Annotated in this window: 21 protein-coding genes, 1 other RNA gene and 1 pseudogene; 14 read left to right on the top strand and 9 right to left on the bottom strand. The window is 61.3% G+C overall.

Translation table 11 applies throughout. The features are described from left to right. The first annotated feature begins 36 nt into the window (after window positions 1–36). Complete coding sequence (locus BUB54_RS06905) at window positions 37–699, top strand: class I SAM-dependent methyltransferase (protein WP_048879700.1); 663 nt, start codon at window positions 37–39, stop codon at window positions 697–699. Here the strand turns inward: BUB54_RS06905 and BUB54_RS06900 are convergent. After that, on the bottom strand, window positions 696–953 hold the full coding sequence (locus BUB54_RS06900; RefSeq protein ID WP_048879623.1) for an usg protein: 258 nt from the start codon (window positions 951–953) through the stop codon (window positions 696–698). The two genes, BUB54_RS06905 and BUB54_RS06900, sit on opposite strands and share 4 nt — an antisense overlap. 268 nt (window positions 954–1,221) lie before the next feature. On the opposite strand from BUB54_RS06900, the gene groES reads away from it, so the two are divergent. Both groES and groL read left to right on the top strand, forming a co-directional pair. Continuing rightward, complete coding sequence (gene groES / locus BUB54_RS06895; RefSeq protein ID WP_048879624.1) at window positions 1,222–1,515, top strand: co-chaperone GroES; 294 nt, start codon at window positions 1,222–1,224, stop codon at window positions 1,513–1,515. Window positions 1,516–1,542: 27 nt separating this feature from the next. Then, entirely contained in the window at window positions 1,543–3,186 is a 1,644-nt protein-coding gene (gene groL, locus BUB54_RS06890) for a chaperonin GroEL (protein WP_048879625.1), read from the top strand. Window positions 3,187–3,251: 65 nt separating this feature from the next. On the opposite strand, the gene BUB54_RS06885 is transcribed toward groL, so the two are convergent. Further along, the gene (locus BUB54_RS06885; protein WP_052948410.1) at window positions 3,252–3,725 is read right to left on the bottom strand and encodes an Hsp20/alpha crystallin family protein; all 474 of its coding nucleotides are present in this window, start codon (window positions 3,723–3,725) and stop codon (window positions 3,252–3,254) included. A gap of 45 nt (window positions 3,726–3,770) precedes the next feature. Here BUB54_RS06885 and BUB54_RS19915 point away from each other — a divergent pair, with 45 nt between their 5' ends. Both BUB54_RS19915 and BUB54_RS19910 read left to right on the top strand, forming a co-directional pair. Next, window positions 3,771–4,151, top strand: a complete 381-nt coding sequence (locus BUB54_RS19915) for a hypothetical protein (RefSeq protein ID WP_048879626.1) — start codon at window positions 3,771–3,773, stop codon at window positions 4,149–4,151. A 21-nt stretch (window positions 4,152–4,172) separates the two neighbouring features. Beyond that, window positions 4,173–4,826 (top strand): hypothetical protein, encoded by a 654-nt coding sequence (locus tag BUB54_RS19910; RefSeq protein WP_048879627.1) that lies wholly within the window; start codon window positions 4,173–4,175, stop codon window positions 4,824–4,826. A gap of 41 nt (window positions 4,827–4,867) precedes the next feature. Here BUB54_RS19910 and BUB54_RS06875 read toward each other — a convergent pair whose 3' ends face one another. From BUB54_RS06875 to BUB54_RS06855, 5 genes are all read right to left on the bottom strand, one after another. Further along, window positions 4,868–5,461: a nitroreductase family protein gene (locus tag BUB54_RS06875; RefSeq protein ID WP_048879628.1), complete on the bottom strand. Its 594-nt coding sequence runs from the start codon at window positions 5,459–5,461 to the stop codon at window positions 4,868–4,870. Window positions 5,462–5,557: 96 nt separating this feature from the next. Continuing rightward, window positions 5,558–6,298 (bottom strand): CHAP domain-containing protein, encoded by a 741-nt coding sequence (locus BUB54_RS06870; protein ID WP_073211387.1) that lies wholly within the window; start codon window positions 6,296–6,298, stop codon window positions 5,558–5,560. Between the two features lie 285 nt (window positions 6,299–6,583). Beyond that, on the bottom strand, window positions 6,584–6,934 hold the full coding sequence (locus tag BUB54_RS06865) for a RidA family protein (protein WP_048879629.1): 351 nt from the start codon (window positions 6,932–6,934) through the stop codon (window positions 6,584–6,586). Between the two features lie 12 nt (window positions 6,935–6,946). Then, window positions 6,947–7,273: a hypothetical protein gene (locus tag BUB54_RS06860; protein WP_139284821.1), complete on the bottom strand. Its 327-nt coding sequence runs from the start codon at window positions 7,271–7,273 to the stop codon at window positions 6,947–6,949. A 49-nt stretch (window positions 7,274–7,322) separates the two neighbouring features. Continuing rightward, window positions 7,323–8,321, bottom strand: coding sequence for an NAD(P)H-quinone oxidoreductase (locus BUB54_RS06855; RefSeq protein WP_048879631.1), 999 nt, complete (start codon window positions 8,319–8,321; stop codon window positions 7,323–7,325). Window positions 8,322–8,384: 63 nt separating this feature from the next. Here BUB54_RS06855 and BUB54_RS06850 point away from each other — a divergent pair, with 63 nt between their 5' ends. Beyond that, on the top strand, window positions 8,385–9,539 hold the full coding sequence (locus tag BUB54_RS06850) for an ABC transporter substrate-binding protein (RefSeq protein ID WP_048879632.1): 1,155 nt from the start codon (window positions 8,385–8,387) through the stop codon (window positions 9,537–9,539). Here BUB54_RS06850 and thyX read toward each other — a convergent pair. Continuing rightward, window positions 9,525–10,430 carry an FAD-dependent thymidylate synthase gene (thyX, locus tag BUB54_RS06845; protein ID WP_048879633.1) on the bottom strand — a complete coding sequence of 302 codons (906 nt, stop codon included), beginning with the start codon at window positions 10,428–10,430 and terminating at the stop codon, window positions 9,525–9,527. The two genes, BUB54_RS06850 and thyX, sit on opposite strands and share 15 nt — an antisense overlap. Before the next feature lie 72 nt (window positions 10,431–10,502). On the opposite strand from thyX, the gene ssrA reads away from it, so the two are divergent. The 3 genes from ssrA to BUB54_RS06830 all read left to right on the top strand — a co-directional run bounded on the left by ssrA (window position 10,503) and on the right by BUB54_RS06830 (window position 12,013). After that, window positions 10,503–10,855, top strand: a transfer-messenger RNA (tmRNA) gene (ssrA, locus tag BUB54_RS06840). A gap of 122 nt (window positions 10,856–10,977) precedes the next feature. Further along, on the top strand, window positions 10,978–11,280 hold the full coding sequence (locus tag BUB54_RS06835) for a putative quinol monooxygenase (protein WP_048879634.1): 303 nt from the start codon (window positions 10,978–10,980) through the stop codon (window positions 11,278–11,280). A 46-nt stretch (window positions 11,281–11,326) separates the two neighbouring features. After that, window positions 11,327–12,013, top strand: coding sequence for a hypothetical protein (locus BUB54_RS06830; protein ID WP_048879635.1), 687 nt, complete (start codon window positions 11,327–11,329; stop codon window positions 12,011–12,013). Window positions 12,014–12,246: 233 nt separating this feature from the next. On the opposite strand, the pseudogene ispF reads toward BUB54_RS06830, so the two are convergent. Then, window positions 12,247–12,735, bottom strand: a pseudogene (gene ispF, locus BUB54_RS06825) (2-C-methyl-D-erythritol 2,4-cyclodiphosphate synthase); the annotation flags it as partial. Window positions 12,736–12,837: 102 nt separating this feature from the next. On the opposite strand from ispF, the gene dusB reads away from it, so the two are divergent. Genes dusB through ntrX form a run of 5 tightly spaced genes read left to right on the top strand, consistent with a single transcriptional unit; the run spans window position 12,838 to window position 20,105 of the window. Next, window positions 12,838–13,893, top strand: a complete 1,056-nt coding sequence (dusB, locus tag BUB54_RS06820; protein WP_048879703.1) for a tRNA dihydrouridine synthase DusB — start codon at window positions 12,838–12,840, stop codon at window positions 13,891–13,893. Beyond that, the gene (locus tag BUB54_RS06815) at window positions 13,890–15,035 is read left to right on the top strand and encodes a two-component system sensor histidine kinase NtrB (protein WP_048879637.1); all 1,146 of its coding nucleotides are present in this window, start codon (window positions 13,890–13,892) and stop codon (window positions 15,033–15,035) included. Before dusB ends, BUB54_RS06815 begins: the two co-directional genes overlap by 4 nt. Window positions 15,036–15,037: 2 nt before the next feature. Next, window positions 15,038–16,495 (top strand): nitrogen regulation protein NR(I), encoded by a 1,458-nt coding sequence (ntrC, locus tag BUB54_RS06810; RefSeq protein WP_048879638.1) that lies wholly within the window; start codon window positions 15,038–15,040, stop codon window positions 16,493–16,495. Continuing rightward, a complete protein-coding gene (locus BUB54_RS06805; RefSeq protein WP_048879639.1) occupies window positions 16,492–18,723 on the top strand; it encodes a sensor histidine kinase NtrY-like in 2,232 nt (743 codons plus the stop codon). The genes ntrC and BUB54_RS06805 overlap by 4 nt, the downstream gene beginning before the upstream one ends. Then, the gene (ntrX, locus tag BUB54_RS06800; RefSeq protein ID WP_048879640.1) at window positions 18,720–20,105 is read left to right on the top strand and encodes a nitrogen assimilation response regulator NtrX; all 1,386 of its coding nucleotides are present in this window, start codon (window positions 18,720–18,722) and stop codon (window positions 20,103–20,105) included. Before BUB54_RS06805 ends, ntrX begins: the two co-directional genes overlap by 4 nt. Window positions 20,106–20,129: the final 24 nt, after the last annotated feature.

Below are 20,129 nucleotides of genomic sequence, written 5' to 3'. Positions count from 1 at the left end.
TGTTACTCATCAATGACAGGCGCCAAGGATATCAGGATGCGAAATGTCTCCGGCGCGGCGCTGAGCGGCCCGCGCGCGAAACTGGATGCGGATACGATTCGCGCCACCTATTCCCGCTATGCCAAGTCTTACGATAGCTGGTTTGGGCTGATCTCACGCGCTGCCCGCAATGCCGCCGTGACGGCGGTAAATAACGCGCCCGGCCACCAGGTGCTGGAGGTTGGGGTGGGCACGGGGCTGGCCTTGCCGCTTTATAAATCGGCCAAGCGGATCACCGGCATTGATCTTTCGCGGGACATGCTAGCCATCGCCCGGGAGCGAGCCTCCAGGCTGGGGCTGCATCATGTTGAGTCCCTGCTGGAAATGGACGCGCAAGCCACCGAGTTCGAGGATGACAGCTTTGATGTGGCGGTGGCGATGTTCGTGGCCTCGGTGGTACCGGACCCGCACGCCTTGGTGAAGGAACTGCGCCGGGTGGTGAAACCCGGCGGCAAAATTTTGTTCGTAAATCATTTCGCCAGGGAAAGCGGGCCTGTGTGGTGGGTGGAACGCGCCATGGCGGGGGCGTCCGGCAAGCTGGGCTGGCACCCAGATTTCCGGCTCGGCCACATGTTCAGCCCCGCCGACCTTGCGACCGCCAAGGTGCGGGATATGCGGCCGCTGGGGCTGTTCCGGCTGGTGGAAATGCGGAACGATTAATGCAGGGTCAACAATTCCCTCGCCATCCAGCGTGGCGGGGTGACGAGGGCTACCTGCGCGACACGCACGGAATGTAATTTGCCATCCAGATTGCTGGCCCAGAAATCCAGGAACTTATGCAGCGCCGGGAATTTCGGGGCGAGGTCCAGCTCCTGCCAGATATAGCTCTGCAGCAGGCCCGGGTGGTCCGGCATGTGGTAGAGGATCTCAGCGGTGGTCAGGCGATAGTCGCGCATTTGTAAGGCGAGGGACATACTCCAATCACTCCATTGGCTTGATTGCGGCGGATCCCCGGGGTTTCATCAGTTTGCCATACACAACCCCCTGGTTTGCAACTAAATTCTTCAATGAAACCAAAAACTTAGCACTCACCCCCGAAGAGCGCTGCTGTTCCTTGACTTCTTCAATATCAAGGGCTACATCGGTGGCACTCTCATGGAGGGAGTGCTAACAGCCGCGGTGCCGCATTCTGGGCCGGGCAGGCTGGAAAGCTTTTAAGACATAACGTTTAGGAGCGATCAAATGGCGAATTTCCGCCCTCTGCATGACCGCGTTGTCGTCCGTCGTATTACGGCCGAGGAAAAGACCGCGGGTGGCATCATCATCCCCGATACCGCCAAGGAAAAGCCGCAGGAAGGTGAAATCGTTGCCGCTGGCCCGGGTGCCCGCAACGAGACTGGCGCACTGGTGGCCCTGGATGTGAAGGCTGGCGACCGTGTTCTGTTCGGCAAGTGGTCCGGCACCGAGGTTAAGATCGACGGGGAAGACCTGCTGATCATGAAAGAGTCTGACATTCTCGGCGTCATCGCCGCCTAATTCATAAAATTCTGAAGGAGTCACAACATGGCTGCCAAAGACGTCCGTTTTGGTTCCGACGCGCGCGACCGTATGCTGCGCGGCGTCGATACGCTTGCCAACGCTGTTAAGGTGACGCTGGGCCCGAAGGGCCGCAACGTTGTCATCGAGAAGTCCTTCGGCGCGCCGCGCATCACCAAGGATGGCGTGTCCGTCGCCAAGGAAATCGAACTGTCCGACAAGTTCGAAAACCTGGGCGCCCAGCTGATCCGCGAAGTCGCTTCCAAGACCAACGATCTGGCCGGTGACGGCACCACCACCGCGACCGTGCTGGCCCAGGCCATCGTGCGAGAGGGCGTGAAGGCCGTGGCCGCTGGCCTAAACCCGATGGATCTGCGCCGTGGTATCGACAAGGCCGTTGCCGCCGTGGTTGAGGAGCTGAAGAACCGTACCAAGAAGATCACCACCCCGGGCGAGACCGCTCAGGTTGGCACCATCTCCGCCAATGGCGAGTCCGAGATCGGCGACATGATCTCCAAGGCGATGCAGAAGGTTGGCAATGAGGGCGTGATTACGGTTGAGGAAGCCAAGGGCATCCAGACCGAGCTGGACGTGGTCGAGGGCATGCAGTTCGACCGGGGCTATGTCTCCCCGTACTTCATCACCAATCCGGAGAAGATGATTGCGGACCTCGACAATCCGTACATCCTGATTTTCGAGAAGAAGCTCTCCCAGCTTCAGCCTATGCTGCCGTTGCTCGAGTCCGTCGTGCAGTCTGGCAAGCCACTGCTGATTATCGCCGAGGACGTTGAGGGCGAAGCCCTGGCCACCCTGGTGGTGAACAAGCTGCGCGGCGGCCTGAAGATTGCCGCCGTGAAGGCTCCTGGCTTCGGCGACCGCCGCAAGGCCATGCTGGAAGACATCGCCATCCTGACCGGTGGCCAGGTGATCTCCGAGGATCTCGGTATCAAGCTTGAGACCGTGACCCTGAACATGCTGGGCAGCGCGAAGAAGGTGCTGATCGAGAAAGAGAACACCACCATTGTTGAGGGTGTGGGCTCCAAGGAAGACATCACCGGCCGCGTCAACCAGATCCGCGCGCAGATCGAGGAGACCACCTCCGACTACGACCGCGAGAAGCTGCAGGAGCGTCTGGCCAAGCTGGCTGGCGGTGTTGCCGTGATCCGCGTCGGCGGCGCCTCCGAGGTTGAGGTGAAGGAGCGTAAGGACCGCGTTGATGACGCGCTGCACGCCACCCGCGCCGCGGTTGAGGAAGGCATTGTCCCCGGTGGCGGTGTGGCCCTGGCCCGGGCCTCCAAGGTGCTAGACGGTCTGAAGGCCGACAATAACGACCAGATGACCGGTATCGAGATCATCCGCCGTGCCATCCAGGTGCCGCTGCGTCAGATCGCCGAGAACGCTGGTGAAGACGGCGCCGTGATCGCCGGCAAGGTGCTTGACAATGGCGAGTACACCCATGGTTACGACGCCCAGTCCGGCGCATTCAAGGACATGGTTGCCGCTGGCATCATCGACCCGACCAAGGTTGTTCGTACCGCTCTGCAGGACGCTGCTTCCGTGGCTTCCCTGATCATCACCACCGAAGCTGGTGTAACCGAGCGCCCTGAGAAGAAGGCGCCAGCTGCTCCTGATATGGGCGGCATGGGCGGCATGGGCGGCATGGATTTCTAATCCGGCCTCTCAGCCAGAAACAGGAAACCCCGGGGGCAGCCCCGGGGTTTTTTGTCGTACGGGACTCAGCCCAACTGCTTGACCTCGATCTTTTTAGGGGCAGGTTCGCTGAGCTCGGATTTCGGCAGCGTGACCGTGAGGATGCCTTTATCCGCCGAGGCGGTGATGGCGTTGCGCGCGATCCCTTCCGGCAATGAGAAGCGCCGCTGGAAGGCGCCGTAGCTGCGCTCGCTCAGATAATAGTTTTTCTCCTCGGTCTTGGTGTCGCTGCGCTTCTCACCTTTGATGACGAGCACGCCGTTGTCCAACGCAACATCCACATCCGCCGCCGCCATGCCGGGCAGTTCGGCGGTGATGATATAGGCTTTGTCTGTTTCCTCGATATCAACGGAGGGCCATTGCGGGCTGGAACCGCCAAACAGGCTCCAGGGCGCATTATCCAGGCTGAACCGCTCGAACATCCGGTCCAGCTCATCACGGAAACTGCGCCAGGGGGCTGGAACGGCGCCCACTTTGGGACTTAGATCTGATTTGGCCATGCGACTCTCCTTTGGCTGTCAACGCGGCGGGAAACACCATCCACCATGGGCTTGCCACACCATTCCGTACCCGCCATGCAAGCGCATCATTCTGTACCCGTGATGGCCGGGCCGGCTATGATTCTTGTCAAAGCCAGCGCTTTCATGCCCGCCAGCCGGCAAAGTCCGGCGGTGGATGAGGAGTATGTCCGGCTGCTGAGCGGGTTTAACGATATCTTTGTGAGCATCGCCATCGCGCTGGTGGCCATTGCAACTTATGTGCTCACGGCTTCAGCCCGCGAGCGCGGCGTGGCCATGGCGGCGGAAGCTTGGCTACTTGCCGAATATTTCACCCGCCGCCGCCACATGGCGCTGCCCAGCATTCTGTTACTGCTGCTTTACGCCAAGGGTGTGGCCGAAGTGCTTGTGCATGTTGTGGGGAGCTAGGTCGCAGGCCATCTGCTCGCTTTGCTGCCATTTGGGGAGATTGGCACCAAGACAGGGCTCTATCTGACGATCGGCTTTGCCGCCGGGCTGGAGGCACTGGCCATTTACGCCCATTGGCGGCGGTTTCATGTGCCGGTCACGGTGGCGGCAGGGACGGGCTCGCTGGTGCTGCTGGTGGTTTTCCTAGCGCTGGGGTTTGCACCGGGGCTGCTGCCTTATTGGCCCTGGCTGATGATTCTGGGCGGGCTGTGCGTGTTTGTCCTGGCGCTGCGCTGGGATATGTCAGACCACACCCGCCAGACCCGCCGTGTCGATGTGGCCTTCTGGCTGCATTTGCTGGCCGCGCCCATGCTGGTGCATCCGGCTTTTTATCTGCTGGGGCTATTGCGCGGGGGACATGCGGGCGATGCCGCCGTCGCGGTGGGGCTGTATGCACTGCTAGCAATCGTGGCGCTGCTGGTGGACCGGCGGGCCCTGCTGGTGTCAGCTTTGGGTTATGTGATCTATGCGCTGGCGCATGCCATGGGCACGGACAACAGCGGACTTGGCGGGCTGGCGGTTACGGCGTTGATTGCTGGCTGTGCGTTGCTGCTGCTCTCGGTTTTCTGGCATCGCGTGCGGATGGGCGTGCTGGCATGGCTGCCGGACCGGCTGACCGCCAAATTGCCTGCGTAACCGGTATGGGGGCTTTGAAGAAAGCCCCCATACGTGGATGATTAGAACCCGCCCTCAAGGGCAAGATCCGTCAACGGCTTGCGGGGGCTTGGGGCCTCGCGGGCCTGAAGGGCTTCCGGCAACAGGGTCTTGGGACCTGGGCGGCCGATGGCCACGGCTGCCTCAACCCGGAAACCGGGTGGCACGTTCAACTCTGTATAAGAGCGCTCCAAGTCAAACCCGACCATGCCATGCGCCTGCCAACCCATGAAAGCCGCCTGCAAGGCCAAATAGCCCCAGGCTGCTCCGGTATCGAAGGAGTGGCTGTAGGAAGGGGCAGGTGTGTCCTTGCCCGGCACCGCCATGGTCTCGGACGATACCATGAACACCAAAGCGGAGGCGGTCTTGGCCCAGCTCTGGTTAAACTCGTTCAACAGGCCCAGAAACTTGTCCCAATGGGCGTTGTCCCGCCGAGCATACACAAAGCGCCAGGGCTGCGAATTGTAAGAGGAGGGCGCCCAGCGCGCGGCCTCGAACATGGTGCGTAATGTGTGTTCCGAAATTTCCTCGCCGGTGAAGGCGCGGGGTGACCAGCGTTCAAGAAAAACCTGTTCGATCGGATGGTCAGCGGTACGGGAATTGGCCGTAAGAGACATGGCATCGCTCCTTGATAAAGTAACGCGATGCGAACTTAACCGAGCTTGGCTGGACAGGCAAAAACCTGATAAATGAAAGAAAATCCAGTTAGTGGCTTATTGCAGATTCCGATTTGGCGCCTCTGCGGCAACCGGGCGGGAGACGGGTGCCTCAGCGACTTCGTTACCGCTGCCGCCATTTCTGGCGATCACCGTTTCAATCGGCGCACTCTTATAAATAAAGCCGTAGGTGGGATAGATGGAGCCCAGCGCGCTGGAATTTCCAAGTTCAACCCGCACTTCGGTCCAGTTATTATCCGGGGAGACATCCTGCACCGTCACGTCGTTGGTGATGGTGCCTGGCACCCAGTTAGCCTGGGTCACGAGGATTGTGCGGGAGTCCAGCACTGCGGTGACCACCGCAACATGGCCCAGCGGCATACGGTGGATCGGGCGGAAATTCAGTACCGCACCCACATGTGGAGTATTGCCGCGCGCATAACGCCCGGCGGCCTTGGCCCACCAGAGAAACGCGTCGCCCGTAATGTCGATATGCGAAACCTCGCGCGCATAGGGTACGCATTGCAGGCGGGAGTGACGGAATTCAGCCTCGATCCTCTGATGCTCGGAATAACGTGTGTGGGAGACGTAATGCACGTCGTGCCTGAGCTTATGGTGGCTCTTCTCGTGATAGCGGATCGAATGTTCCAGCCGGTGGGTTGTGCGGTGGGTGGAATGATGGGGGGTGGAAGCGTGAGCGGAAACGGGGAGAACAATGGCTAATGCCGCCAGGGAGACACCTGTAACACATGCGCGCAAGACGCTGCGGAGGAATATGCCTGCCTTTTGTTCCACCATTTTCGTGCTTACCAAACCCGTTCGTGAAGCCGAGAAACTATGTCTAACGGCTACGTTTGGATTGCGTTAAACGCAACACAACGCTGCGACAAAATTACAACAGTAACAGAAAAACGTTCATCTACCCTTCATCTGCAAATGGCGTTTAAGACAGTTTTCCTAAACGCCGAAATCGTAACGACTTTCCTGTGCCGTGAGACGACGCCAGCCGAGTCGAAAAAAGGGGAGCTGTGGACGCTCCCCTTAAACATCTCATTATTAACAGAAAATAAATCGATTCCGGGCTTACCGACAGGCGGTGATCATGATCTCAACCAGGTAAGCTGGGTCCGCCAGTTTGGCTTCCACGCAGGCGCGCACGGGCGCCTGGCCTTCCGGCAGCCACTTCGTCCAGACTTCATTCATGGCGCCGCGATCTGAAATATTTTTAAGCCAGATCTGCGCTTGGAGCAGACGTGTATTATCCGTGCCATGCGTTTCAAGCAGGGCATCAATCTGCGCCAACACGTCTTGGGTCTGGGCGGTGATGTCACCGGACGGATCCTGCGCGACCACCCCCATAGTGTAAACAAACCCGTGATACTCGACCGCCTTAGACAAAACCGGGCTGGCCTCGGTGCGGATGATGCGGCTCATGAGAAACTCCGTTCAGTTAACGATATGGGGGGTCACAACCGGCACGCCGTTCACGGTGGGTGAGCCATTCTGGTTGCCGATCTGCTCGCAACGCTGAATCTGCAGGGCGCGGTCGTTCATCGCACCCATGCGCTCGGCATCAAATACCTGGTTCGGTCCGCCATAGCGCAGCCCGGTTTGGGCCGTACGGGCCTGCAGATTGACCGTGCTGTTCTGATACATGGCGTTGGCCTGCTGGGTGCAGGCGGCTTGGTTGGCGACCTCAGCCGGGGTTTGTTTCTGGCTGGCGCAGCCAGCCAGAAACAGGACCGCGGCCACGGCCGGAAGGCGAGCATTCATGCGTGGATTCCGTTTGTCTGCGCCAGCCATATTCTTTTTGCCAGAAAACTCAACCAGCTACGCGCAGCAAAATTTTGCCTATATGGGTGCTGGCTTCCATCAGCGCATGGGCCTGCGCCACCTGCTCCAGGTCGAACACCTTATCGATAACCGGGGTCACGGCGCCGCGTTCCAGCAATGGCCAAGCTTTCTGCTTCAAGGACGCCGCGATGGCCGCCTTTTCCGCCGCGGAGCGCGGGCGCAGGGTGGAGCCGGTGATGGTGAGACGCTTGAGCATGACCGGCAACAAATCCAGCTCCGCCTTCGCGCCCTGCTGAAAGGCCACCTGCACCAGCCGCCCGCGCGGGGCGAGGCTTTTAATATTGCGCTGGATGTAAGAGCCGCCGACCATGTCCAGAATCACATCCACCCCGCGCTTATCCGTGGCCTCGGCGATAACCTGCTGGAAATCCTTGGTTTTGTAATTGATCGCGGTGGCGCCGTAACGCGCGATGAAAGCGCATTTTTCGTCCGACCCGGCGGTGGCGAACACCGTAGAGCCATGGGCGCGGGCCAACTGCAGGGCTGTGAGGCCAATGCCGGAGGTGCCGCCATGCACCAGCAGGCTTTCCTCGGGCTTCAGGCCCGCCATGTCGAACACATTCGCCCAGACGGTGAAGAAATTTTCCGGCAGGGCGGCGGCTTTCAGCGCGTCATAGCCATCCGGCCAGGGCAGGCACTGGCCGCAAGGGACGGTGACATATTCCGCATACCCGCCGCCATTGCACAAAGCGGTGACTTTATGGCCGGGGTAAAACCCGCTGGCATTGGGGCCGAGTGCGGCGATCTCGCCCGCGACCTCCAGCCCTGGCACCGGGCTGGCGCCGGGCGGCGGCGGGTAGAGCCCCTTGCGCTGCATCACGTCCGGCCGATTCACCCCCGCCACCTGGACGCGGATCAGCACCTCGTCATCCTTGGGCACGGGCAGCTGACCTTTGGCCAAAACCATGGCTTCCGGGCCGCCGGGGGTGGGGATATCGATAAAATGCATTGTCTCGGGCAAAATCATGCGTCCATATCGACGCCTTCAACCCGCTTGCGTCAAGCCGAGGCCGGTGCAAGTTAGCAGCGCATGTCTTCACTCCCCCGCCGCTCCTTGCTTGGCGCCGCCGCGGCGCTCAGCTTTGCCGCACCAGGCCGCGCCGCCACCAAGGTAGGCGCGCCGCCCGCCAGCACGCCCCCTGCCCCACATTTTGGCGCTGTACTGCCGCTCACCGGCGCGTATGCGCTCTCTGGGGACGAAACGCTGCGCGGGATTCAGCTGGCGATGGACAAGGTGAACGCAGAAGGCGGGGTTGCGGGTCAGTCGCTCGCCGTAACGGCGACGGATATGCCTTCTCAGAGCAGCGCGGCCGCGGCGGTGAAGGGGCTTATCTCGCAGCAGCATGTGAATCTGCTGTTTGGCAGCGGCGCATCCGCTCTCTCGTACCCCGCCACGGCGGCGGCGGAGCTGGCGCAGGTGCCGTTTATCGAACTCACCGCCCCGGCGGACGGCATCATGACGCGCGGGTTTAAATTCCTGCTGCGCACGGGGCCCAATACCAGCATGACAGGGAATCTGGCGGCGAGTTGCATCCAGACCCGGTTCGCCAAACGCAGACTGGGGTTTTTGTTCAATACCGGCGCCACGGCCGGGGCCATCGCCGCCGCGGTTATCGCCGCGCTGAAAGCCGCCCAGTTGCCGATCACCCTCATGGCGGGCTACGCGGAGGACACGGCTGATCTGTATGTCCAGACCGAGCGGATGATGCGCGCCAGGGTGGAGGTGCTGCTGCATGCCGCCGGGCCAGATGACACGCTGGCCTTGTTCCAGGCCATGAAAAGCCTGGCGTGGCGGCCGGATGATCTGATTGGCTGTGGTGAAGGCTATGGGCTGCGCGACACGGCGGCGGCCTTGGGCGGGGCGCTGAACGGCACGCTGGTGATTGCCGCACCGTTTTATCCCGGCAAGGCGGAAAGCGTGGCGCAGGCTTATGAGGCCCGCTACGCCACCCCACCGCGTTCAGCCGAGTCCTGCACCGCTTATGTTGGCGCCAAGCTGACCTTTGATACGCTGAAGGCCGCCAGGGGCGACCCGGGGAAGCTGCTGGCCATGCTGAGCGCCGTGAATCTGCCCCAAGGAGCGTTGCTGAACGGCTTTGGGGCGGTGTTCGATATTACCGGCCAGAACACCGCCAGCTTCGTGACGCTGCAACGCTGGAAGGACGGGGTTTTAAACCCGGCCTAACGCGGCGTAAAACTCCGCCCATTCGCGCTTGGAAAGGCCCGAGGTTTCCTGCGTCACTGCCTCGCCCGCCAGCATTTTCTTCACGCAATCAAGCATCTTGGCGGAGAAGGTGACCGCCCCCAGCCGGTAGTCGCAGAACGCTTTGTAAGAAAGCGGAACCCAAGCCTCGGTGAGTTTCAGCATCGCCTCGGCATAGACGCGGATCTCGTACTGGGCGTGAGAATCGGCACGCAGGCGCAGAAAGTGGAAGAGGTTGTGCAGATCCGTCTTCCAGTACCATTGGGTATAGGTGTTGAGCGTGAGATTCATGCGCGCCAGCTCCCGCGCCAGCCCGACCTCGTCACCCAGCATGTCCTCGTAATGGCCATAGGTCTGCTCGGCGTCCTGACGCAGCAGACCCAGCACGCGGGCGGTGATTTCGGCATCCAGAACCTCCCCTCGGCCCTGGCGGTTATCGGTGCTTTGCTTGGCCATCTGCTCCGGCGCGGGGAGGTAGAAGTCCTTGTCCAGAATGGAATAGCGCGCGGAATATTCGTTCACATTGGCGGTGCGGTGACGAATCCACTGGCGCGCGACGAAGATCGGCAGCTTCACATGAAATTTGATCTCGCACATCTCGAACGGGGTGGAGTGATAATGGCGCATGAGGTAGCGGATCAGCCCTTCATCCTCCAGCGCCCGGCGGGTGCCGCGTCCGTAAGAGACACGGGCCGCCTGCACCACGGCGGAATCGTCACCCATATAATCCACCACGCGCACAAACCCGTGGTCCAGCACCGGGACGGCGTTGAAAAGCTGTTCTTCCAACTCCGCCACGGTGGGGCGGCGGGTGGTGTGGGAGGCGGCGCGCGCGGCCTCGATCTCGGTCTGCTGTTCGGATGAAAGGCTCATGGTACCTCTCTTTCATATTGCTGCGATTCGTCCCTATCACGAAGAGCAATCTTGCGGCAGAAGCACAGTCCGGCTCTTTCACATCTGCCGAACACGAACTATATAGGTGGCGTCAGCTTGCTGACTATGGTGATAAACGGTGCGTGAAATAAGCGTTGTGGACCCGGGGGCGGTACCCGGCGCCTCCACCATTTTCCGTGGGCCTGGGCGAATCGGCATGAGCCGGTTGCGGTTCAGATCCGGGGTTATGGGGGCGAAATAGACTCGACACGCGTGGTAAAGACCCACCTTTTGCCCGGCATTGTACCGCCGTTATCGGGCTAATTTTTAAATGCGAACGATAACAACGTAGCATTCGCTGTCGCCGCCTAATAAGCGGAGATAAGCGCGGCACGGGGGGCGCCGGGCAACAGAAGCCCCCCACTCTCTTTCCTGCTCCACTCTGGAACATTGGTTGCACTGGCGTGGCCATGAATTATCGTGCCCGGGCTGGTGACGTGCCGCACCCGCCTCACCGGCCATTAATGTCTTTGAGGAGGAGTATTCCATGCCGGACCAGAACAGCGTCTATGTTTTCGCCACCCTGACCGCCTCCGCGGGCAAAGAAGCCGAATTGCGCCAGATTCTCCGCAATCTGGTTGACGACACCCGGAAGGAGCCGGGCAATCTGAGCTATCACCTCTATGAAGGCACCGAAACGCCGGGCACTTTCCTGGTTTATGAGTGCTATCAGGACCAGTCGGCGGTGGAGACCCACATGGCCAGCCCGCATCTGCAGGCAGCCCTGGCAGCGGCCGGGCCGTTGCTTGGCGCGGCGCCGGTGATCACCTCCGCGAAGGAAGTCGCCTGAATTTAACGGCTTGACTCAAAATGATTTGGCCCGCTGACATGCGCGCATGAGCGGGCCAAATCCATGGGATAACTATTTTGCCAGCCTCGGTGCGCCTTTATGCGAGGAGGTTCAGGCATTTGAAAGCCTGGGGCAGAATTGTGAATTCGCGTTTGTGCAGCATGGCAATGGCTTTGGCGAGGGCAATTTGCTCTCATGGGCCTTGGTCGAGGGCGGCATTCCCAGCCTGGTGAAATTGCTGAAGCAGGATTTCGCTGGGCTGTTCGCGCAAGACGCATTGGAGCCGCTACATGAGGGGCTGCTGCTCAAGGACAAAAACTACCAAATTGCCTTTCACTCCCGCTGGATGGTCCGACAAGAAAATGGCGTTATTACGCCCAGGCCAACCCAGGAACGGGACGCCATTTATGCCGAAGAAGCCGCGAAACACGCTTATCTGATCGATAAAATGCGCCGTCAGTTGGCGGAGGGTAAGCGCATCTGGGTTTATAAAAGCCTCACACCTGTGAGCTGGCCGGATATTTTAGCGTTGCATGCCGCCTTGAACAGATTTGGCCGCAACCAGCTGCTGGTGGTGCAGAACCAGCCGGAGCGCGACGGGCAAGCTGAACCGCTCGATCAAGATATTTACCTGGGCTATCTGGAGCGTTACGCCTCCCCCGCGAAAACCTGGTATTTTGACCCCACGGGCTGGAGCAAGCTGTTGCCCGCCACGCTGCGCCTGGCGCGCTGAGCAAAAAAAAGGCGGTGCAAAATTGCACCGCCAAGTTTAGGGAGGAAACGTCCAAGAAATAGGAGAAGAAACTCATCCTATGGCTCAATGATATATCTGGGCGGCGCATGCGACGAAACATGAGATTTCGCAGCGCAGCAATACCAAAAAGCTGGCGGCATGAAGTTTTATTCACCGACTTCATGCGGCCGTATCCAGCCGCCTAGAAAAAATGCAGAATGATTCAGGAGGCGTTACCCCTCCGGCACCAGCACGATCACGGCGGCCTGCGCGGCAATACCCTCGCCGCGACCGGTGAAGCCCAAACGCTCAGTTGTGGTAGCTTTAACGGAGACCAGATCGACGGAGACGCCCATCAGCTCCGCCAGCCTCTCGCGCATGGCTTGGGCATGCGGGCCAATTTTTGGGCGCTCGCAGATAATCGTAACATCCGCGTTGGAAAGCCGGCCGCCGCGCGCGGCAATACGCTCCGCCGCATGGCGCAGAAAGCGGGCGCTGTCGGCGTCTTTCCATGTATTTTCGCTGGGCGGGAAGTGGCGGCCGATATCGCCCTCCGCCAGGGCGCCGTAAATGGCGTCGCACAGCGCATGGATACCGACATCGGCGTCTGAATGGCCCGCCAAGCCTTTTTCATGCGGAATTTTGACACCGCAAATGATCATGTCGCGGTTATCCGCCATGGCGTGAACGTCAAAACCTGTGCCGATGCGCGGGATCATGGTGTGTTTCTCCTGAGATTGCCGGGCGGGAATGCACGTGACGCAGCATTATCGTCAATAACCATCATTGCACGGCGGGGCATTGGCAACTAATTTGCCCAAATGATGAGCAATGACGTTTTCCCCATGATCAAGCCGCTGACGATCGGAACAGGCCCGCGTCAGGTCCGGCTGGATCACCCTGTCATCCTCGCCCCGCTCTCTGGCGTGACCGATCTGCCCTTCCGCACCTTGGTGAAGGAGCATGGCGCCGGGCTGGTGGTTTCGGAAATGATCGCCTCCTGGGCGATGGTGCGGGAAAACCGCGCCACGCTGCGCATGGCCGAGGTGGTGGCGGGCGGCGGGCCATCCTCTGTGCAGCTTGCCGGCTGCGACCCCAAGGCCATGGCCGAGGCCGCGAAGATTGCCGTGGGGCTGGGAGCGGATCTCATTGACATCAATTTTGGCTGCCCGGTGAAAAAGGTGGCGATCGGCCAGATGGCCGGGTCCTCCCTGATGCGTGACGAGGTGCTGGCTGGGCGCATTCTGGAAGCCACCGCGCGCGCCGTGGACGTGCCGGTGACGCTGAAAATGCGCATGGGCTGGGACCATAATAGCCTGAACGCCCCCACCCTCGCCCGGATTGCCGAACAGGCGGGCATTACGCTGCTCACCGTGCATGGCCGCACCCGCCAGCAATTTTATGAGGGCACCGCTAACTGGGACTTTATCGCCGAGGTGAAGGCCGCTACCTCCTTGCCGGTGATTGTAAACGGGGACATAACCACCGCGCATAAGGCCGCCGAGGCGCTTCGGCGCTCCAACGCGGACGGCGTGATGATCGGGCGCGGCTCTTATGGCCGCCCCTGGTTCCTGCGGCAGGTGATGCATTATTTGACCACCGGGGAGCTGGTGCCGGCACCGTCCCTGGCGGAGCAGAAGGAAATTCTGCTGCACCATTACCGCGCCATCCGCTCGCACTTTGGCGACCGGCCGGGCGTGCGTCTGGGGCGCAAGCATGTGGCTTGGTACAGCCAGGGGCTGCACAGTTCCGCCGGGTTCCGCGCCGAAGTGAACCGGCTGGATACCGGGGAGGCCGTGGAAGCGTTGATCCATCAATTTTACGACCCGCTGATTGAACAAGGGTTTGTCCGGCAGGATGAAATGGCGATTGCAGCATGAGCAGCTTCAGAAAGGCGTTCAAGCTGGTACGCCGAGCACCACGTGAAAAGCAGATCGACATCGACCCCGCGCAGATTATGGAGGCGCTGCCCATCGCCGTGATTGTGGTGGATGAGCAGGATGCGATCTCCGAGGTGAATTACGCCGCCGAGGAGTTTTTCGGCGCGTCTAAGAGCATTTTGCAGTCGTCCAATCTGGGCGAATTGCTGCCGGTGGATCATCCCGTGTTTCTGATGATGGAACGCGCCCGCAGCGCGGGGGTGACCATCGCGGAGCATGACCTGGTGATGGAAGGCCCGCGCATGACCCGGCGTGGCTGCGCGGTGCAGGCCGCCCCGGTACTGGATTATCCCGGCTATGTGTTGCTCACCTTCCAGGATGAATCCGCTGCCAAGGCGCTGGATCAGCAAATGTCCGCCCGCAATGCCGCGCGTTCCATCACCGGCATGGCCGCGATTCTGGCGCATGAGGTGAAAAACCCACTCTCCGGAATTCGCGGCGCGGCGCAGTTGCTGGAGCTTAACGCCACGCCGCAAGACAAGGAGCTTGCCGTGCTGATCCGCGATGAAGCCGACCGCATCCGCGCCATGGTGGAACGAATGGAGACATTCGGCGAGAAGAAGCTGGAACGCCAGGCGGTGAATATCCACCGCGTGCTGGAGCATGTACGCAAGCTGGCCGGGTCTGGCTTTGCGGAACGCATCAAATTCATCGAGGTCTATGATCCTTCTCTGCCGCATGTGTTGGGGGACCGAGACCAACTGATCCAGGTGCTGCTGAATCTGGTGAAAAACGCCGCCGAGGCGATCTCCGGCAGCGACAAGCATGATGGTGAAATCCACCTCACCACCGGCTTTCAGCATGGCGTGCGACTTTCCGCCGCCATTGGACGATCCCGCCCCAATCTGCCGCTTTTTGTCTCCGTGCGGGACAATGGCCCCGGCATCCCCGAGGATATCAGGCGGCATTTGTTTGAACCTTTTGTTTCCACCAAGGCAGCGGGGTCTGGTCTTGGTCTTGCCCTGGTCGCGAAAATCGTGGCCGACCATGGCGGGTTGATCGATGTCGATAGCCGCCCCGGACGCACCGAGTTCCGCATCCATCTGCCCGTTTACGAAGATCCCGAAGAAGGCGTGAATTAAGTATGACGCTTCCCACCGTTCTTGTCGCCGATGACGACCGCTCCATCCGTACCGTTCTGACTCAGGCGCTGGGCCGGGCCGGATATCAGGTGCGCGCCACCTCCTCCGCCGCGACGCTCTGGCGATGGGTGGAGGATGGCGAAGGAGATGTCGTGATTACTGACGTGATCATGCCGGATGAAAACGGGCTGGACCTGATTCCGCGCATCCGCCGGATCCGCCCGGAGCTGCCGGTGATCGTGATGAGCGCGCAAAGCACGCTGACCACCGCCGTCCAGGCCACCCAGCGTGGCGCGTTTGAATATCTGCCCAAGCCGTTTGACCTCACGGACCTGCTGGCGGTGGTGGACCGGGCGCTGAAACAGCCGCTAGTGATTGCCGCGCAGGCTGAAACGCCAAAAGCGGTGTCCGACGAGCCGATGCCACTGATCGGCCGTTCACCGGCGATGCAGGAGATTTACCGGATCATCGCGCGCCTCACCACCACGGACCTGACCGTGATGATCAACGGTGAATCCGGCGCGGGGAAAGAGCTGGTGGCCCGCGCTCTGCACGATTATGGCCGCCGCCGCACCGGGCCGTTCGTGGCGATCAATATGGCGGCGATCCCGCGCGAGCTCATTGAAAGCGAACTGTTCGGCCATGAACGCGGCGCCTTTACCGGGGCTACCAACCGGCATATCGGCCGGTTTGAGCAGGCGGCGGGTGGCACCTTGTTTCTGGACGAAATCGGCGATATGCCGCCAGAGGCCCAGACCCGCCTGCTGCGCGTGTTACAGGAGGGCGAGTTCACCACTGTGGGCGGGCGCCAGCCGATCCGCGCCAATGCGCGGATTGTCGCGGCCACCCACCGGGATTTGCGCGCGCTGATCCGCTCCGGCCAGTTCCGCGAGGATTTGTTCTACCGGCTCAACGTGGTGCCAATCCGGTTGCCGCCTCTGCGGGAACGGCCTGATGATATTCCCGTGCTGGCGCAGCATTTCCTCAACAAGGCGCAGTCCGAGGGGCTACCCGCCAAAACCGTTGAGCCGGCGGCCATGGCGCTGCTCTCGTCCTACCGCTGGCCAGGGAATGTGCGCGAGCTGGAAAATCTGATCCGCCGCCTCGCCGCACTGGTGCCTCAGCCGGTGATCTCCGAGGAAATTATCACCCAGGAGTTCACAGAATATGCTCCGCCTGAAGAACCCGTGGCCGCCAACCCCGGTGAGGACAGCGACAATATGTCCTCGGTGGTGGAACGCCATATTGCCCGGCTGCTGACCTCCTTGCGGGAATCCGGCGAGGAAGGCGTGCTGTATGAGCGAGCCTTGGCGGAGCTGGAACGCCCGCTGATCCGCATGACGCTGGCGGAAACGCGCGGCAACCAGATCCGCGCCGCGGCGCTACTGGGGCTGAACCGCAACACGCTGCGCAAGAAAATCCGTGAGCACGGGATTGGCGTGCAGCGCCGGGTGGGATGAGCGGCCAACTGCCACAATCTGAAAAGCCTCCCGCACGCTCCAGGCTTGCCTGGGCGGTGGATCTGATGCTCGGGCGCGTGGCGACGCTGCTGGTCGCCTCCGTGGCGCTGGTGCTGGGCATTGTCACCTTCGCGCTGCTGGCCGGGCGGGTGCATCTGTCCCTGCATTCGGGGACGGCGGTTGGACTAATCGTGGCGGATTTCGCGGCGCTGCTGCTGCTGATTCTGGTGCTGGCCGGGCGCGTGACTCGCGTCGTGCTGGAGCATCGGCGTGGCGCGGCGGGGGCCCGGCTGCATGTACGGCTAGTGCTGCTGTTTGGCGGCGTGGCGGCGGTGCCTGCGATTCTGGTAGCGGTGTTCGCTATCGTGTTCTTTAATTTCGGCGTGCAGGCCTGGTTTAATAACCGGGTGCAGACAGCCCTGGCTGAGAGCGACCAAGTCGCGCAAGGCTATCTCTCGGAACATGAGAACGATATCAGGCTGGACGCGCTGGCCATGGCCAACGATCTCTCCCAAGCGGGGTCGGTGTTTTTTGGCAACCCCAACGAATTCGCCTCTTATCTGGTCTCCCAGACCTCAACCCGCGGCCTGACCCAGGCGGTGATTTTTGACCCGCTGAGCGGGCAGGTGATTGCCTCAGCCGGGCTATTCGCGGGCATTGCCGCCAGTATTCCGAACCATAACGCCATCGCCCAGGCCAATAGCGGGCAGGTGCCGGTGATCAGCCCGCCCGGCAGCACAGTGGAGCAGGCGGTGATCAAGCTCGACATCACCCCGCCGCTGATGCTGATGGTGGAAAAGCCGATCGACCCAGCGATTCTGGACCATGTGAGCAAGACTAAGCAGGCGGTGGCGGAATATCAACGCCTTGCCCGCAACCGCTCGCAGCTTGAAATCTCCTTCGCGATGATCATTGCCGTGCTGACGCTGCTGGTGCTTTCGGCATTGATCGGCTTTGGGCTGGTTATCGCCAACCAGATCGCCAAGCCACTGGGGCATCTGATCCGTGCGGCGGAAACTGTGCGCGATGGCGACCTGGATGTGCAGGTGCCCGAGCGTAATACCGGCGATGAGATGGCCGGGCTCTCCCGCGCGTTCAACCGCATGACCGCGCAGCTCGCCGCCCAGCATAAAGCGCTGCTGGACATGAACGACCAACTCGATGAACGCCGCCGCTTTACAGAGACGGTTCTGGCGGGCGTGTCCGCCGGAGTGATCGGGCTGGATACCAAGGGGCGGATCGAGTTGCCGAACCGCGCGGCCTCCGAATTGCTGCGGCTCGACCTTTTGCCGCAGACTGGCCAGCCTCTTGCCGAAGTCGTGCCAGAATTCGCGCCTCTTATAGCAGCCGTGATGGCCGCCCCGGAACGCGCCGCCACGGCGCAGATCGAGCATGGCGCCGGGGCGAGTAAGCGCGTGCTGCTGGTACGGATTGGTGCGGAGATGAATGAAAATGTCGCGGACGGGTTCATCGTGACTTTCGATGACGTGACGGAGCTGATGTCCGCCCAACGCAAGGCCGCCTGGGCCGATGTGGCGCGGCGGATCGCGCATGAAATCAAGAACCCGCTTACCCCCATCCAGCTCTCGGCCGAGCGGCTGAAGCGGCGCTTCGCCAAGGAAATCACCTCCGACCCGGAGAGCTTCACCCAATGCGCCGAGACCATTGTGCGGCATGTGGGGGATATTGGACGGATGGTGGACGAATTCTCCACCTTCGCCCGGATGCCGCAGCCGGTAATGCGCCCCCAATCGCTGGAGCGACTGGCCCGCGAGGCGATGGTGCTGCAACGCGTTGCAAACCGGGACATTGAATGGAATGTGGTCATCGACAAGCCGCTGCGGGCCTCCTGCGACCGACGGCTGATTGGCCAGGCATTGACCAACCTGCTGCAAAACGCCGCCGATGCCGTGACCATGCGCCAGGGCGCGCGGCATGTTACGCTGCGCCTGCACCAGAAAGGCAGCATGGCGGTGCTGAGCGTGACCGATGACGGGATCGGGCTGCCGGAGACCGGACGTGACCGGCTGACCGAGCCTTATGTGACCCATAAACCGAAAGGCACGGGGCTGGGGCTTGCCATTGTCGCCAAGATCATGGAGGACCATGGTGGGCGGCTTGAACTGAAAACTGCGCCGGGCGGAACCGGCGCTGAAGTGTCTCTGATTTTACCGGCCTTGCCGGAGGATGCGATGGTGGAGGAAGCGAAGGAGTTGCCTGCCCGATGACCGAGATTCTGATCGTGGATGACGAGCCGGATATCCGTATGCTTGTCGAAGCGATTCTCAAGGATGAAGGCTATGAGGCGCGTTGTGCCGGCACATCGGACGAGGCGCTGACCGCCTATCGCGCCCGGCGCCCGAATCTCGTGATTCTCGATGTGTGGCTGCAAGGCTCCAAACTGGATGGAATCGGGATTCTGGACGTGCTGCACCAGGAGGTGCCGCGCGTGCCGGTGGTAATGATCTCCGGCCATGGCACCATTGAAACCGCAGTCGCCGCGATTCAGCGCGGGGCCTATGACTTCATCGAAAAACCCTTCAATTCCGACCGGCTGCTGCTGGTGGTTAAACGCGCGTTGGAGGCCGCCAAGCTGGAGCATGAAAATGCCGAGCTGCGCCTGCGCGTGGGCAACGACACCAAGCTGACCGGCGAGGGCCATGGCATTGCCAGCCTGCGCAACGCAGTGGAAAAAGTGGCCCCCACCGGCTCGCGCGTGCTGATTTCTGGCCCGCCAGGGGCTGGCAAGGAGATTGTGGCGCGGATGATCCACGCCAAATCCCGCCGGGCGGATGGGCCATTCGTGGTGATGAACAGTGCCATTCTGGCGCCGGAGAAGTTCGAGGCCGAGTTGTTCGGGGTTGAGGCCGGGCCGAACAGCCCTCGCAAGCTGGGCGTGCTGGAACGCGCCCATGGCGGCACGCTGCTGCTGGATGAAGTCTCTGAACTGCCGCCGGAAATGCAAAGCAAAATCGCCCGCGTGTTGCAGGACCAGAGCTTTGATCGCGTGGGCGGCACAACTCGAGTGAAGGTGGATATCCGCGTTCTGGCCACCACCGTGAAGGACCTGCAGACCGAGATCACCGAAGGACGGTTCCGGGAGGATCTTTATTACCGCCTCGCCGTGGTGCCTCTGCGCGTGCCCGCCTTGAAGGAGCGGCGCGAGGATATTCCGGCGCTGGCTAGCTATTTCCTGCACCATGCGGCTGAAATTTCCGGTCTGCCGCCGCGCAGCTTGGCCTCGGACGCGGTAGCGGCGCTACAGGCGCATGACTGGCCGGGCAATGTGCGCCAGCTGCGCAATGTAATGGACTGGCTGATGATCATGCGCTCTAATGAGCCGGGCGAGTTGTTCCATGCGGAGCATCTGCCCACCGAGCTCGCCGCCCACGCCCCACGGGCTTTGGCGATCGACCCGGCGGCGGATGTGATGTCTCTGCCGCTGCGCGAAGCGCGGGATGTGTTCGAGACACAATATCTGCAGGCCCAGCTTTTGCGGTTCGGCGGCAATATTTCCCGCACGGCGAATTTTGTGGGCATGGAGCGCAGCGCCCTGCACCGCAAGCTAAAGCAGCTTGGCATTGGCGCGGCGGAAGATAAGGTGGCCTGAAGCGCCGCCGCGCAGGAATCTTCC

This window comes from Acidocella aminolytica 101 = DSM 11237, from assembly GCF_900129125.1.
Classification (GTDB): Bacteria; Pseudomonadota; Alphaproteobacteria; order Acetobacterales; family Acetobacteraceae; genus Acidocella; species Acidocella aminolytica.
This window is presented reverse-complemented; position numbering and strand designations above follow the sequence as displayed.